Source organism: Anaeromyxobacter sp. PSR-1 (genome assembly GCF_000964525.1).
Taxonomy (GTDB): domain Bacteria; phylum Myxococcota; class Myxococcia; order Myxococcales; family Anaeromyxobacteraceae; genus Anaeromyxobacter.
In genome coordinates, this window is sequence record NZ_BAZG01000101.1 from 1 (window position 1) to 14,407 (window position 14,407).

General features: G+C 76.5%; 8 protein-coding genes and 2 pseudogenes. 6 read left to right on the forward strand and 4 right to left on the reverse strand.

Going from position 1 to position 14,407, the window contains the following annotated elements:
* The 6 genes and pseudogenes from PSR1_RS14705 to PSR1_RS14730 form a co-directional block, all read left to right on the forward strand.
* Nucleotides 1-428 (forward strand): energy transducer TonB (locus PSR1_RS14705; protein ID WP_152643360.1); only part of this gene is annotated, 428 nt, incomplete at its 5' end.
* 17 nt (nt 429-445) lie between these two features.
* Nucleotides 446-1,750 carry a Tol-Pal system beta propeller repeat protein TolB gene (gene tolB, locus PSR1_RS14710; RefSeq protein WP_059438266.1) on the forward strand — a complete coding sequence of 435 codons (1,305 nt, stop codon included), beginning with the start codon at nt 446-448 and terminating at the stop codon, nt 1,748-1,750.
* An 11-nt stretch (nt 1,751-1,761) separates the two neighbouring features.
* Nucleotides 1,762-2,679, forward strand: coding sequence for a phosphatase (locus PSR1_RS14715; RefSeq protein WP_059438267.1), 918 nt, complete (start codon nt 1,762-1,764; stop codon nt 2,677-2,679).
* Between the two features lie 64 nt (nt 2,680-2,743).
* A complete protein-coding gene (locus tag PSR1_RS14720) occupies nt 2,744-3,322 on the forward strand; it encodes a class I SAM-dependent methyltransferase (RefSeq protein WP_237757986.1) in 579 nt (192 codons plus the stop codon).
* 332 nt (nt 3,323-3,654) lie between these two features.
* A complete protein-coding gene (locus tag PSR1_RS14725) occupies nt 3,655-4,518 on the forward strand; it encodes a C-GCAxxG-C-C family (seleno)protein (RefSeq protein WP_059438269.1) in 864 nt (287 codons plus the stop codon).
* Nucleotides 4,519-4,783: 265 nt separating this feature from the next.
* A pseudogene (locus tag PSR1_RS14730) lies at nt 4,784-5,287 on the forward strand (HAD-IB family phosphatase); the annotation flags it as partial.
* Between the two features lie 141 nt (nt 5,288-5,428).
* Here PSR1_RS14730 and PSR1_RS14735 read toward each other — a convergent pair.
* From PSR1_RS14735 to PSR1_RS14750, 4 genes and pseudogenes are all read right to left on the reverse strand, one after another.
* A complete protein-coding gene (locus tag PSR1_RS14735; RefSeq protein WP_059438270.1) occupies nt 5,429-8,515 on the reverse strand; it encodes an outer membrane protein assembly factor in 3,087 nt (1,028 codons plus the stop codon).
* Nucleotides 8,497-12,423: a translocation/assembly module TamB gene (locus PSR1_RS14740; protein ID WP_059438271.1), complete on the reverse strand. Its 3,927-nt coding sequence runs from the start codon at nt 12,421-12,423 to the stop codon at nt 8,497-8,499. Before PSR1_RS14740 ends, PSR1_RS14735 begins: the two co-directional genes overlap by 19 nt.
* Before the next feature lie 138 nt (nt 12,424-12,561).
* Nucleotides 12,562-13,482: an ExeA family protein gene (locus PSR1_RS14745; RefSeq protein WP_059438272.1), complete on the reverse strand. Its 921-nt coding sequence runs from the start codon at nt 13,480-13,482 to the stop codon at nt 12,562-12,564.
* 8 nt (nt 13,483-13,490) lie between these two features.
* A pseudogene (locus PSR1_RS14750) lies at nt 13,491-14,407 on the reverse strand (tetratricopeptide repeat protein); the annotation flags it as partial.

A 14,407-nucleotide genomic window follows, 5' to 3' on the forward strand; every position in this document is an offset into this window, starting at 1 on the left:
CGCCCGCCCGCACCGGCCCGACCACGGCGGGCAGCAGCACCTCCGTGTCGTCCTTGCTGTCGCGCGTGAAGCAGGAGGTCGAGCGCGAGCGGTGGGGCGACCCCGAGGGCGACCCCGCCGGCGACGCGTCCGAGGCCGGCGAGGGCGACCGCTACCTCGCGCTGGTGAAGCGGGCGCTGCAGGAGAACTACCGCGTCCCGGCCACCATCTCCGAGCGCGACCGCATGTACCTGAAGGGCACGGTGGTCCTGTGGATCGAGCCCGACGGGAACATCTCGCGCTGGCGCATCGAGAAGTCGTCCGGCAACGGCGCGTTCGACGACGCGCTGGAGCGGACCGTCCGCCAGACCCGCCTCCCCCCTCCGCCCGACGCCCAGCGGCAGCTGTACCGCTCGACCGGGCTCGCCATCGTCTTCGAGATCGGCTGATCTCCCGGAGCCCCGCCATGATCGTCCGCCGTGCCCTCGCCCTCGCCGCGCTCGCGCTCGCCGCCTCCCCCGCGCTCGCCGCGCAGGAGCGCCCCACCATCGTCGTCGGCTCGCCCGACTTCCGCCCGCTGCCCATCGCGGTGGCGGCGTTCCAGGGCGAGGGCGACGCCGGCGCCGCCGCGACCCAGACCGCGGACGTGGTGCGCGCCGACCTGGTGCTGTCGGGCCTGTTCGACGTGCTCGACCCGCGGGGCTTCCTCGCGGATCCGGCCGAGGGCTTCGCCGCGCCTTCGATCCGGTTCGCGCGCTGGGCCGACGTGGGCGCGGACGGCCTCGCCAAGGCGCGCGTGCGGCGCGGCCCGGGCGGCCTGGAGGGCGAGCTCCACCTGTACGAGGTCCGCGCCGGGCGCGAGGTGCTGGTGAAGCTGCTGCGGGTGGACGGCGCCGACGCGCGCTCGCTCGCCCACCGCATGGCCGACGAGATCGTGCGCTACTACACGCGCGAGCCCGGCATCTTCGCGACGCGCATCGCCGCGATCCGCCGCGGGCGCGGCACCTGGGAGCTGGTGACCCAGGACATGGACGGCGGCAACCAGCAGGTGCTCCTGTCCGAGCGGAGCATCCTCATGTCGCCCGCGTGGCGCCCGGACGGCCGCGAGATCCTGGTGACCAGCTACCGCTCCGGCCGGCCGGAGCTGTGGGCCTACCGCTTCTCCGACCGCGCCTTCCGCCCGCTGGGCCGCCACCGCAACGCGTTCGGCGGCGTCTACTCGCCGGACGGCTCCCGCATCGCGTTCACGGTGAGCGAGGGCAACGTCACCGACCTCTGGGTGATGTCCGCCGACGGCAGCGGCGCGCGCAAGCTCACCAGCGATCCCGCCATCGACGTGTCGCCGACGTGGTCGCCGGACGGCCGCCGCATCGCGTTCGTCTCCGACCGCTCCGGCACCCCGCAGATCTACGTCATGGGCGCGGACGGCTCGGGCGCCCGGCGCCTCACCTTCCAGGGCAACTACAACCAGACGCCGCAGTGGAGCCCGCGCGGCGACCTCATCGCCTTCACCGCCCGCGACGAGCGCAAGGTGTTCGACGTGTTCGTGGTGGCGCCGGACTCGGGCGCCATCTCCCGCATCACCCAGGACCAGGGGCGCACCAACGAGGAGCCGTCCTGGGCGCCCAACGGCCGGCTCATGGTCTTCCGCACCGACCGGAACGGCGGGATCCAGCTCGTCGTCTCCGACGCGCGCGGCGACCGCCAGACGCCGGTGACGAGCGGCAAGACCGACCTGGCCGCGCCGGCCTGGGGCCCGCTGGCGCCGTAGGCGGAGACGGGATGGCCGGGCGGCTCGCCTCGATCGACGTCGGCACCAACACCGTGCTGCTGCTCGTCGCGGAGCGGCGCGGCGGCGTGCTCGCGCCGGTGCGGGAGCGCGCCGAGATCACCCGGCTCGGCCGCGGCGTGGACGCGACCGGCCGGCTCGACCCGGCCGCCATCCGCGAGACCGTCGCCACGCTGGCAGCGTTCGCGGCGGAGGCCCGGGCGCTGGGCGCCGCCGAGATCGCCTGCGTCGCCACCAGCGCCGCCCGCGACGCCGCGAACGGCGCCGAGTTCTTCGAGGCGGCGCGCGCCGCGGCCGGGCTCTCGCCGCGCGTCATCTCCGGCGACGAGGAGGCGCGCCTGGTGTACGGCAGCGCCTTCCGCGACTTCGGCGCGGGCGGGCCGCTCGCGGTGCTCGACGTGGGCGGGGGCTCGACCGAGTTCATCGTGGGCGAGGGGCCCGAGCCGCGCGCGCGCACGAGCCTGCAGGTGGGGGCGGTCCGGCTCACCGAGCGGCACGTGCGCACCGATCCGGCCCGGCCGGAGGAGCTCGCGGCGATGCGCGCCGGGGCGCGCGAGGCGCTGGCGCCGCTCGCCGGCCTGGGCGCCGGCGCCGGCGCGCGGCTGGTCGGCGTGGCGGGCACGGTGACCACGCTCGCCGCGGTGGCGCAGGCGCTGCCCGCCTACGACGCGGAGCGCGTGCACGGGGCGGAGCTCCGGCTCGACGAGATCGAGCGACTGCTCGCGCGCCTCGCGGCGCTGACGGTGGCGGCGCGCGCGGCGCTGCCCGGGATGGAGCCGAAGCGGGCCGACGTGATCCTGGGCGGCGGGCTGGTGGTCGCGGAGGCGATGCGCCTCGCCGGGTTCGACCGCCTGACGGTCTCGGACCGCGGCGTGCGCTGGGGGTTGCTCCACGAGCTCGCCGGTCCGTGACGGCGCCGGCCGCCTCTACGCGGCGGTCGCCTTCGGGCCGGCCGCGGCGGTGTACGCGTTCCTGGTGGACCAGCCCGCGTGGCGCGAGGACTGCCGCGCGCTCGGCGCGCTCGTCCCGGGCCCGCGGGTGCTGGACCTCGGGATCGGCCCGGGCACCGGCGCGGTGGAGATGGCCCGCGCCGCGGCGGAGACGCGGCACGTCGGGCTCGACCGCTCCGCCTCCATGCTCCGCCGCGCCGCGCGGGCGGCGCGCGCCGGCGCGGTCACGCTCCCGCTCGTGCGCGGCGACGCGCTCCGGCTCCCGGTTCGCGACGGCGCCCTCGACGGCGCCACCGGCCACAGCGTCCTGTACCTGCTGCCCGACCCGGCGGCCGCGCTCGAGGAGCTGCGCCGCGCGCTGCGGCCGGGTGGCCGCGTGGCGTTCCTCGAGCCGCGCCGCGAGGGCGCGCCGCTCGCCGCGACGCTCGCCGGCGGGCCGCGGTTCGCGGCCGCCATGTTCCTGTGGCGGGGGATGTCGCGCCTCCACCGCCGGTACGACGAGGCGGAGCTCGCGTCGCTGCTCTCGCGCGCCGGGTTCGCGGGCGCGCGCGCCTGGCCGGTGCTCGGCGGCCACGGCGTGATGGCGACCGCCGAGCGCGCCTGACGCGCGGGCCCGCGGCCGCGCGCGCCGCCGCGTCCACCGCCGCGGTCCCTGCGCGAGCGCGCGCACGCGGCACGCCGACGCACGGCAGGTGATACCGAGAGTCACGGAGCTGCGGCACGGGCGCGCAGCGCCCGCGCCAACGGTGCGTTCCCACGTGTACGACCTAGCGCCGCGACCCGCGTCCGATCGTCGCGCGCGCGCATTGGACGCAGGGTACGTCTCGCTGCGTTGCGTACCATCGCCGCAACCCGGACAGAGCGCATCCCCCCCGCGCTTGCCCCCGGGGCGCGACCCGAGACGGGCCGCTCCCAACCCCCACGGAGGAATGGACGATGGAGAAGGAGAACCTCGGCCGGCGGCAAGTGCTCGCGGTGATCGGCGGTGCGCTTGCCCTCGGCGGCCTGCAGGCCTGCGGTGACGACAGCAACGACAGCGCGAACGACCAGCAGCCGGAGCAGCCGCCCGCCGGGCCGCAGGTGGCTGACTACCCGTACGACCAGCACATCGCCGCGACCTACCAGCTCGACGCCGCCAAGGTCCGCGAGCTCGCGTACCAGGCGTACTACAACGGCGGCTGCTGCCACGGCGCGTTCAGCGGCCTCATCGACCACCTCAGCGCGACGGTGGGCCAGCCGTTCAACCTGATCCCGCGCACGTTCGGCCAGTTCGGCGCCGGCGGCATCGCCGGCTACGGCAGCATCTGCGGCTCGATCCTGGGCGGCATCCTGATCATCAACTCGATCGTCTCCAAGGCCGACGTCCGCACCAACATGCTGACCGACCTGATGCGCTGGTACGAGCGCGAGGCGTTCCCGAAGTACGTGCCGGTGACCATCGCGCCGAACGAGGCGGGCAAGACCACGCTCGACTTCACGAACGTCGCCGGCCTGCAGGTGGTCCCGGGCTCGCACCTCTGCCACGCCTCGGTGTCCACCTGGTGCGCCGCCAACGCGGTCTCGACGAAGAGCGCGGACAAGCTCGCGCGCTGCTCGCGCCTGACGGCCGACGTGGCCGGCAAGGTGGCCGAGATGCTGAACGCGTACCTGTCCACCGGGACGTACGCCGGCCCGGCCGCGATCGACGACACGTCGGCGGGCTGCCTCGGCTGCCACGGCCCCGCCACCACGTTCGAGCCGGTGGCCTCGGGCATGTCCTGCACGTCCTGCCACTCCGACAAGACGACCGGGCACCCGTAGCCGCCCCGCAGCTCCGCACCAGAGGGCCCGGTCGCGCGCTCGCGGCCGGGCCCTTCGCATGTGGGCAGGCGGGGTGGCGGCGGGCGGCCGCGCCTGATAAGAGACGCCTCCCGCATGCGCGCGCCCTGGGCCATCGTCTGCGACTTCGACGGAACCGCGCTCACCGAGGACCTCGGCGACCAGGTCGCGTTCCACTTCGCCGGCGTGGACGCCTACCGCGCCGCGGAGGACCCGCTACCGCGCCGGCGAGCTCGACTTCGGGCGCCTCCTGCAGGCGGTGTTCGGCCCCATCCGCGCGAGCCGCGCCGAGATCGCCGCGTTCGCCCGCGCGCGCGCCGCCTGGCGCCCGGGGTTCGAGGCGTTCCTCGACGCGTGCCGCCGCGGCGGACGGCCGTTCCTGGTGGTCTCGTCGGGCCTCGACGCCTACATCGAGCCGGTGCTGGAGGGGCTCGCCCCGGAGCTGCGCGCGCACGTGGAGCTCCGCGCGAACCGCGCCGACTGCGGCGACGACGGGCTGCGCGTCGGCTTCCACGGCGCGGACTGCGGCTTCTGCGGCTTCTGCAAAGGCGACGTGGTGCGCGAGCTCCAGGCGGCCGGGCACAAGGTGGCGGTGTGCGGGGACGGCACCGGCGACCGCCACGCCGCCGACGCCGCCGACCACGTGTTCGCGCGCGCGGGCTCCTCGCTCGTGCGCTACTGCGCCGAGCAGGGCATCCGCCACGACGTCTTCGAGACGTTCGGCGAGGTGATGGCGCGGTTTCCGGCCTGAGCACCCGTTCGCGTCCGTCTCCAGCGGGCCCTGTCCTGGAGGCGGACCGCTAGGTCGGCGCTCCGGGCATTCGCGGCGGTCTGACGTGGATGGGGGGCGCGGGAGAAGCGGCCCTCACGGCCCGAGCTTCCTGGAGCGGCCTCAGAACAGCCCGATCGTGAAGTGCAGCGCGAACAGGCGCTCGTTGATGCGCACGTCGCGATCCAGGTTGAAGCCGAGGTCGAGCGCGGCGGGGCCGATGGGGGTGACGAACCGCAGGCCGGCGCCGGCGTTGGTGCGCAGGTCGAGCGCCTCGAACTTGTTCGGATCGAGCCAGAGGTTGCCGGCGTCCAGGAACAGGCCCAGCTCGACGGCGCGGGTGAGCCCGATGCGCAGCTCGGTCTTGCCGAGCAGGTAGGCCTCGCCGCCCTCCGACACCGGGCGGTCGCCGGACGCGACGCGGCGGCCGCGCTCCGTGCAGCCGATCCCGGTGTACGAGGTGGCGCAGAGCTTGCCCTCGGCCGCGAGCGCGCCGCGCACGTCCTCCTGGATCATCTCCTCCTCGGCGAAGCCGCGCATGGTGGAGGCGCCGCCCAGGAAGAAGCGGCGCGGGACGATGGTGCGCGACTCGCGATCCAGCGGGAACACCCGGCCGCCGCGCACCGACAGCGCGAGCACGGTGGCGCCGCCCAGCGGCAGGTAGCCGGACAGCGTCCCCGAGAGCTTCACCAGGTTGCTGTGGACCTCCGAGCCGGGGAGCAGCCCGAACAGCGCGCGGCGATCCGGCGCGCCGGGGACGCCCACGCCGAGCGAGTGCGCCCACTCGGCCACGCCGGCGGCGAACCAGCCGCGGTGCGGGTGGGCGGAGTTGTCGCGGAAGTCGAGCGTGAACGACGGCCGCACCGCGTGCAGCGTGGTCACGCCCTCGTCGAAGCGGAGCCGCTCCAGGTCGGCCTGGGTGAGCACGCCCACCACGTTGGTGCGGCGGATGTCGTCCACCTCCAGCTCGTACTGGAGCGACGCGCCCACGCGCGAGGTCACGCCCACGTCCACGCCGGCCACGCCGGAGACGCGGCGCAGGTCGTAGGCGCGGCGGTGCAGGATCTCGCCGATGACGTCGGTGCGCAGGCCCACCGGGACGGGCAGCAGCCGCACCCGCGTCGAGCGCAGGCCGAGGTCGGCCCGCCCCTCCAGCCGGTCGTAGCCCTGCTTGCCCGAGAGATCCGGGCCGAGGCCGCCGACGTCCACCAGGTAGTTCACCTTGCCGCGGGCGGTGAGCTCCACCGCCCGGCCGAACAAGTTCGGCCGCGAGTACTCGAGCACCGCGCGCGGGCCGTTCGCGATGGAGAACCCGAGCGACTGGGTGAGCGTGGCGTAGGGCCGCTCGGACAGCTCGACCGCGAGGTCCTTCGTCTCCGCGACCAGCTCGGGCTCGTGCAGCTCCAGCTTGGCCGAGCGGAACACCCCCAGCCGCAGCAGCGCCGCCTGGCTGCGCGCCAGCGCCTCGGGGTCGAAGGTGGCGCCCTCCCGGACCTCCAGCTCGTCGCGGATCACGTCCTCGCGCGTGCGCCGGTTGCCGGTGAGGAGCACCCGGCCGATCCGGACCTTCGGGCCCGCGTCCACCACGAACCGCACCGTGGCGAGGTGGCGCTCGCGGTCCAGCTCCTCGCGGGCCTCCACGCGCGCGAACGCGTGGCCCGACGTGTAGTAGCGGCGCAGGATGGCGAGCCGCGTCTCCTCCACCCGGTCGAACGCGAGGGGATCGCCCGGCGACAGGCGCGTCTCGCGCGCCAGCTCGGGGAGCGGCACGGCGCCGGTGCCCTCGAACGCGATCGACTCCACGTGCGTGCGCGCGCCCTCGCGCAGCCGGAGCGTCACGTCGGCGATCCCGCGATCCGCGTCGAGCGCCACCGCGCTGCCCAGGGCGACGGCGTCGAGCCAGCCCTCGGCCCGGTAGCCCTCCACGATCAGCTCCAGCGCGCGATCCCAGGTGGCCTCGTCGAAGTAGGCGCGCGGCGGCAGGGCCGGCGGCGGCTCCGGCGGCGGGCGCGCGCCCGGCACCGAGAGGATCAGGGCGCGCGCCTCGTCGGCGTCCGGCGACCCGGGGGTGGCCACGTCCTCCTCCAGGATGGCGAAGAGCCGGTCGCCGAGGTCCCGCTCCGTGCGCGCGGTCGCGCCCTCGAAGCGCACCCGCCCGAGCCGGTAGCGGCGCCCCTCGTCCACGTGGAAGACCACCGCCAGCACGCCCGCGCCGCGGCGCTCCTCCGCCGTCACGACCGCGCCGGCGAAGCCGCGCGCGCGGTAGAACGTGCGCAGCCGGTCGGCGGCCTGCTCGATGGCGGGCGCGTCCACCGGCTGGTCCGCCTCGAACCCGAGCTGGCGCTCCAGGAGCGCGGAGCGGAACGCCACGTTCCCGCGGAACGCGAACGCCATGCGCGGTCCGGCCTGCACCGGGAGCTCCACCTCGGCCGCGCCGTCCCGCACGCGCACCGCGGGCGCGTCCACCCGCGCCCGCCGGTAGCCGGCGGCGCGCAGCCCGGCGCGGAGCGCCTGGACGTCCGCGTCGAGCGCGTCCTCGTCGAGCGGCGCGCCCTCGCGCGTGCGCAGGCGGGCGCGGAGCCCCTCGGCGGCGGGCCCGGGGTTGCCGGTGAGCCTCACCGAGGCGACCCGCGTGGCCGGCCCGGCGCGCACCTCGAGCACCACGTCCACCGCGGTGTCGCCCCCGGCGCTGGCGCGCACCTCCGCGGCGCGCCGCCCGCGCCGGGAGAGCGCCGCGCGCACCCTCGCCGCCGCGGGCTCCAGGTCGCCGTCGTCGAACGCGTCGCCCGTCGCGAGCCGGGCCGCCGCGCGGATCGCGTCGGCGTCCAGCACCTCGGGCGCGTCGGTCCGCACCTCGACCCGGGCCACCCTGCGCACCGGGAGCGCCTCCACCACCAGCCGGACCCACTCGCCCGTGGCGCCCGGCGGCGCCGCGGCGGGCTCGGCGCGGACGACCACGTTCCGGTACCGCCCGGTCTGGAACAGGCGCTGCACCGTTCGCCGCGCGTCGCGGATCGACAGCGGCTCGCCGGGGGAGAACGTCACCAGCGCCGACGCCTGCGCCGGGTCGTCGCCGGGCGGCAGCGCCAGGTCAACCGCCAGGACGCGAGGCGGCGGCGCGGCGGCCGCGTCCGCGGGCTCGGCCGAGGCCGGTGAGGCCGCGAGCGCCAGCGCGATGGCGAGCGCGCGGATCACTCGCGGTCCGTCCATTCCCAGCGCAGCTTCAGATCCACGCCGTGGTCGCCGGTGGAGACGTCGGGGTTGTCGCTGTCCCACTGGTACTGCACCGCCGTGTGCTCGCCGAGCCGCAGCTCCGCCTGCGCCTTGCGGCCGCGCGCGCCCGCGAGCGGCGCCTGGAACCGGAGCCGCAGGCGGTCGCGGAGCAGCCAGGACTCGAACTCGGCGCGCGGCTCCACCTGGCCGGTGGCCTCGGAGTAGGCGCTGGTGATGCGCATGCCGATGTCGCGGATGGGCCCGCCGCGCGGCAGGAACCGGCGCACCTGCTCGTCCAGGCCGGACGCGGAGAAGATGGCCTGCGCGGCCGCCGCGGTGGCCACCCCGCCCACGCCGGTGCCCGCGGCGGAGTCGCGGCGCGTGAAGCCGAGCGAGAGCAGCGTGACGAGGTCCGGCTCGGGGAGCGGCGGGGCGCTGGTGAGCGTCACCCGCGGCTGCTCCAGCGGGCCGAACGCGTGCATGAACACCTGGTAGTCGCGGACCTGCGCGTCGCCGTGCACGTCCAGCACGATCTCGATCTTGTTCCGGTCCACCAGCTCCAGCACCGCGTGCGTGAGCGTGAACTCGTTGCCGCGGAACGCCGCGCGGCTGCCCTGGCCCATGGTGAGGCTGCCCACCAGGCCCGGCGACGCCAGCGTCCCGGTGAGCGTCAGGTCGCCGGCGACGGTCCCGCGCACCAGGTCGTTCTCGATCCGCGCGTCGCCGTCCACCACGAGCTGCAGGTCGAAGCGGAGCCACTCGCCCGCCTTGTCGTACGGCTTCGGCGGCGGCGGCGGCCGGCGGCGCAGCTCGAGCAGGCTGCCCTCGAGGTCCACGTCGGCGGTGTAGCGCGCCCGGACCACGCGCAGCCGGCCGGTGACGTCGGTCGCCTCCGGCGTGCCCTGCGCCTCGATCCGCCCGGACAGCGTGGCCGGCAGGTAGGACGGGAGCGCCACCGGCACCTCGTCGAGCGTGCCCTCCACCCGGAGGCGCGACGGCGCGAGCCGCGCCAGCTCCACCTCACCGGTGAAGCGCGCGTGCCCGCCGTTCAGGAGCGCCCCCAGGTCCTCGAACAGCACCCGGTTCTGCGAGAACGCGAGCGGCCCGGCCATGTCGGAGAACACCAGGCCGGCGCCGCGCAGCTCGAAGCCGCCGTCCGCGACGCGGCCGGAGCCGACCAGCACCGGCTGGTCGAACGTGCCGCCCATGTGCGCCTCGAGCGCGAGCTGCCCGTGCGCGCGCCGCACCACCGGCGAGAGCGCGCCGGCGAGGCGCAGGTCGAGCGTCCCCGAGGCGCTCAGGTCCACCGCGCCGGGCGCGGCCGCGCCGGAGACGGTCAGCTCGGTGCTGGTGCCGCGCAGCGTGACGGGCGCGAGCTCCACCCGCTCCCCCCGCACCGTCAGCACCGCCGGCCCGGCGGCCTCCACCTTCACCTCGGCGAGCGCGATGGAGAGCTGGGGGAGGCGCACGCTGGCCCGGGCCTGCGACAGGTCCTCGAGCTCCCCCGAGGCGCTCCCCTCCCCGCCCACGCGGATGCGCAGCCCCGGCGGCGGGCCGCCGGGCCAGAGCCGCGCGGCGTCGTCCATGGCCACCGTGGCCCGCGCCTGGAACGGCAGGCGCCCCTGGAGCGCGATCTCCGCGGAGCCGGCCAGCCCCTCCGCGCCGCCGGTCAGGGTGAGCTTGCGCTCCACCACCGTGCCGCCGGCCTGCACCGTGCCGAGCGCCACGCCGGCCACGCGCACCGCATCGCCGTTCGCGGCGAAGCGCACGTCGGGGTGATCGAACGAGCCGCCCAGCGAGGCGCGCCCGCTCGCCGAGCCGGACCACTCGCCGCCGGGGAGGTCGAGCGCCGCGAGCGGCACGCCCGAGAACGCCACCTCGAGGTCCCAGGGGAACGGCGCGTCCATGCCCCAGGTGCCCTGCGCGCGGGCCACCCCGGTGCCGCGCCGCAGCTCGGCGCGCTCGAAGCGCGCGGTGCGGCCCGCCTCGATGCGGCCCTGGGCGCGGCCCGAGTCGAACGCGCGGCCCAGCAGCGTGCCGGCGCCGAGCCGCGCGTCGAAGGACGCGTCGAGCGCGGTGGCGGGCCCGCGCGCCGTCCCGGTCGCCTCCACCTCCGCGTCGAGCGCGTCGCGCACGTACCGGGTGGTCGGGATCCACTCCATCACGGAGTCGAACAGGTCGCGGAGCCGCCCGCGCGCCTCCAGGCGCGAGGAGACGATCTGGGTGGGCGTGCGCGAGAGGTCCACCACCGCCTCGCCGCGGTAGCGGGTCTCGCCCCGGGTCCCCTCGGCGCCCTGGAAGTGGAGCAGGAAGTCCCGGTAACGGAAGTCGGCCGCCACGTGGCCGAGGTCCACCTGCAGGAAGTGGAGCCCCTCGCCGCGGGCGCGGCCGGTGACCACCGGGTTGCCGTAGGGCGCCGCGCCGACCTCCGCCTCGATCGCCAGGCGCCCGGCCCACGGGATCCCGGCGAGCGGCCCCAGGGCGTCGAGATCGGCCACGCCGCGGCAGCGCACGTGGAAGCCCCGCTCGCCGTCGAAGTGGATGGCGGCGTCCGCGTCCACGGTCCCCTGCCCGACCGCCACGCGCGCGCCGTCCAGGAACAGGCCGCTGCGGTCCACGCGCACGGCGGACTCGATCCGGCCCCGCGCGAACGAGACGATCCCGGGGTCGCCGTGGGCCTGCGTGTACGGGCGGCCCAGCGCCTTGAAGTCGTGGAGGTCGGCGGCGAGCGTACCGGCGAGCGCCGGGGGCGAGAGCGTCCCGGCCACGCGCGCCTTGCCGTCGAGCCGGAGCGTGATCCAGGGCTGCTTCACGGTGAGGCGATCCAGGATCTCGGCGAGGTCCACGCGGTCGAGCTGCACCTCCGCCTCGATCGGCAGCCCGCGCGCGAGGGTCACGGTGCCGTGCGCCACCGCCGCGCCCCCGCCGGCCGCCGCGACCGCCAGCCGGTCCACGACCAGCGTCCGGCCCGACAGCCGCACCACCGCCTCGGCGTCGCCGGGGACGAACCCGTCCACCCGGACGCCGCGCGTGCGGAGCGAGCCCGAGAGCTCGGGCGCGCGCGGCGTGCCGGCGATGCGCGCCTCCACCGCCGCGGTGCCCTCCACGTCCGCGTGCACGCCGGCCAGCGCGAGCAGCGCGTCCACCCTGCCCTCCGCGCGCGCGGTGAGGTCGAGCTTCGGCGCGCACAGGTCGTGCACGCGGCCCTCCAGCCCGAGCCGCGCCCCGCCCACCTCCGCCTCGATCCCGGCGATCTCGGCGATCGACAGGTCGAGCGCGATCTCGCCGCGGGCGCGCACCTGCGAGGCGCTCCACCTGCGCCCCACCGCGTCCACCCGGACCGGGCCGGCGGAGACCTCCACCCGGCTCCGCCGCGCCGGCGTGGCGAGCGACCGGAGCGTGCGCGCGGGCGGCCCGGAGCGGATCTCCAGCCGCTCCAGCGAGACGTGGCCGCCGTCCGGGAGCCCCAGCTCCACCGAGCCGCCCTCCACCTGCAGCTCGCGGATCTCGAAGCGGCCCAGGAGCTCGGGGGGGCAGCGGGACGGCGCGCCGCCGCCGCGGGGGAGCGCGGCGACCAGGCGCGGGCGGACCAGGCGCAGCCGGTCGAGGTGGACGCGCCGGCCGAGCGCCTGCACCAGCGCGAGGCGCGCGGTGATCGCGTCGGCCACGAACGCCGGCGCCGCGGGCGGGCCGAGGACCACGCCCTCGGCGTCCACCGCGAAGCCGAGCGGGTCGATCCGGCAGGCGGCGAACGAGAGCGGCAGGCCGGTGGCCACCCGCACCTTCTCCGCGGCCAGCGCGCAGATCCGGTCCCCGGCCCAGCGCGTGCGCAGCGCCGCCAGGGTCGCGAGCACCAGGCCCACGACCACCAGCAGGAACACCAGCGCGACGGTCCGCTTCTTCAAGGGGGCTCGATTCTCTCGCGCGGACGGCGTGGCGCCAAGGAACGCGTGGGCCGCGCCGGGGGCCCGGCCGCGCCGGCGGCGGCGCGGTGGGTGAGGGTGTGGGAGCGCCGCGCCGGCACGGCGGCGGGCGGGCCGGGGCTACTTGACGCCGAGCGACTCCAGGTACCGGTCGATCTCGGCGAGATCGAGGCCGCCGCCCTCGCGGCCGCCGCGGACGGCGGGCGCGCCGGGGGCGGGCCGCTCCGGCGCCTCGATGCCGAGATCGCGGGCGACGCGGTCGAGCAACCGGTCGTCGATCTCGCGGGCGCGCGCCATGGCGCCCTCGAACAGCGCGTTGTCGCAGAGCGTGTTGATGAGGCGCGGCGTCCCGCCGGTGTGGTCGTGGATCCGCTGGATCGCCGCGGGCGTGAAGGGCAGGCGCGGGGCGCCGGCCAGGCGGAGCCGGTGGCGCACGTACGCCTCGGTGGCCTCGGCGCTGAGCGGCTCCAGCCGGTACTTCAGCGCCACGCGCTGGGCGAGCGGCGGGTCGAGGCGGAGGTTGTCCTCGATCTCGGGCAGGCCGAAGAACACGAAGGACAGGAGCTTGCGCTCCGGCACCTCCAGGTTCAGGAGCCCGCGGAACTCCTCCATGATCTCGCGCGAGGCGAGCATCTGCGCCTCGTCGATGAGCACCACCGCCTTCTTGCCCGACTCGTAGATCCGGACCAGCCGCTGGTAGAGCTGCGCGAGCAGCGCGAGCTTCTCCTCGGCCGGGCTCTCCACCCCGAGCTGCAGCGCGATGCGCTTCAGGAGCCAGCTCGGCGTGATCCCGGAGTGGACGATGACGAGCAGCGCGGCCTCGTACTCGTCCTCCGGCAGGCTGTCGAGCATGCGGCGCGCGAGCGTGGTCTTGCCGGCGCCGATGTCGCCCACCAGCACCGCCAGCCCCTTCATGGCGCTGACCGCGTGGTTCAGGCGGAGGAGCGCCTGCGCGTGCTGGGCGGACGAGTAGTAGAAGCGCGAGACGGGCGCGTTGGAGAAGGGCTCCTGGGCCAGCTCGTAGAATTCGAGATAGTTCACGGGCAGTCCTACAGGTAGCCGATGTTCTTCTTCGGGCCGGGGGCGGGCGGCGCGGCGGCGGTCCGGGCGGGGGCGCGCGCCTCGCCGGCCGGCGCCTTGCCGGGGCCGCCGCCGAGCGCGCGCACGCGCTCCGCGACGTCGCGGTACCCGGGGTCGACGCGGTTGACCTTCTGGAGGTGGTGGAGCGCGGCCTCGGGATCGCCCGCCTCCTGGTAGGCCACGCCCAGGTCGTGATGGAGCGCCTTGGCGGCGTCGCGCGTCAGCAGCTCGGAGGCGAGCGCGCGCCGGAACGCGGCGACGGCCTCGCGCGGCTGGCCGCGGGAGAGCTGGCACACGCCGATCATCGACAGGCAGTCCACCTCGCGCTTGCGGTCGTTGCCGCGCAGCGCGGTCTCGAACTCCTTCACCGCGTCCTCGAGCAGCCCCATCTCCTTGTAGGCGATGCCGAGGTCGTAGTGGGTGGCGCTGTCCTCGGGGCGGACGGTCTGCTCGACGCCCTTCTTGAACTGGTTGAAGACGTCCTCGACCGAGTACTGGAAGCCGTCGTCGCCCGCCGGCGTGGGCGCCGCGCCCAGCTCCTCGGCGAGCTCGCGCGCGATGTCGAAGCTGTCGTCGGTGCCCGGCGGCGGCGTGAGCGCCGGCGTCTCGTGCACCGGCCCGCCGAGCGGCGGGTGCGGCGGTGCGGGCGCGGCCGCGCGCGCCGCCGGCGCGCGGCGGCGCTCCACCTCGGCCAGCCGCGCCTCCACGCCGCGGTGGCCCGGGTAGAACGCGGCCAGGTTCCGGAGCGCCTCGCGCGCGTCGTCGAGCAGGCCCTGCTGCAGGAAGAAGTCCGCCTCCTCGAGCTCGTCGGAGAGGTCGGCCTCCTCCGACTCGTCCTCGTCCAAGTCGGGAGGCGCCGGCGCGGGGACCGGGGTCGCGGCGCGGG

Coding starts and splice junctions, on each gene's coding strand:
- tolB (WP_059438266.1), top strand. CDS start 446: ATGATCGTCCGCCGTGCCCTCGCCCTCGCCGCGCTCGCGCTCGCCGCC.
- PSR1_RS14715 (WP_059438267.1), top strand. CDS start 1,762: ATGGCCGGGCGGCTCGCCTCGATCGACGTCGGCACCAACACCGTGCTG.
- PSR1_RS14725 (WP_059438269.1), top strand. CDS start 3,655: ATGGAGAAGGAGAACCTCGGCCGGCGGCAAGTGCTCGCGGTGATCGGC.
- PSR1_RS14735 (WP_059438270.1), bottom strand. CDS start 8,515: ATGGACGGACCGCGAGTGATCCGCGCGCTCGCCATCGCGCTGGCGCTC.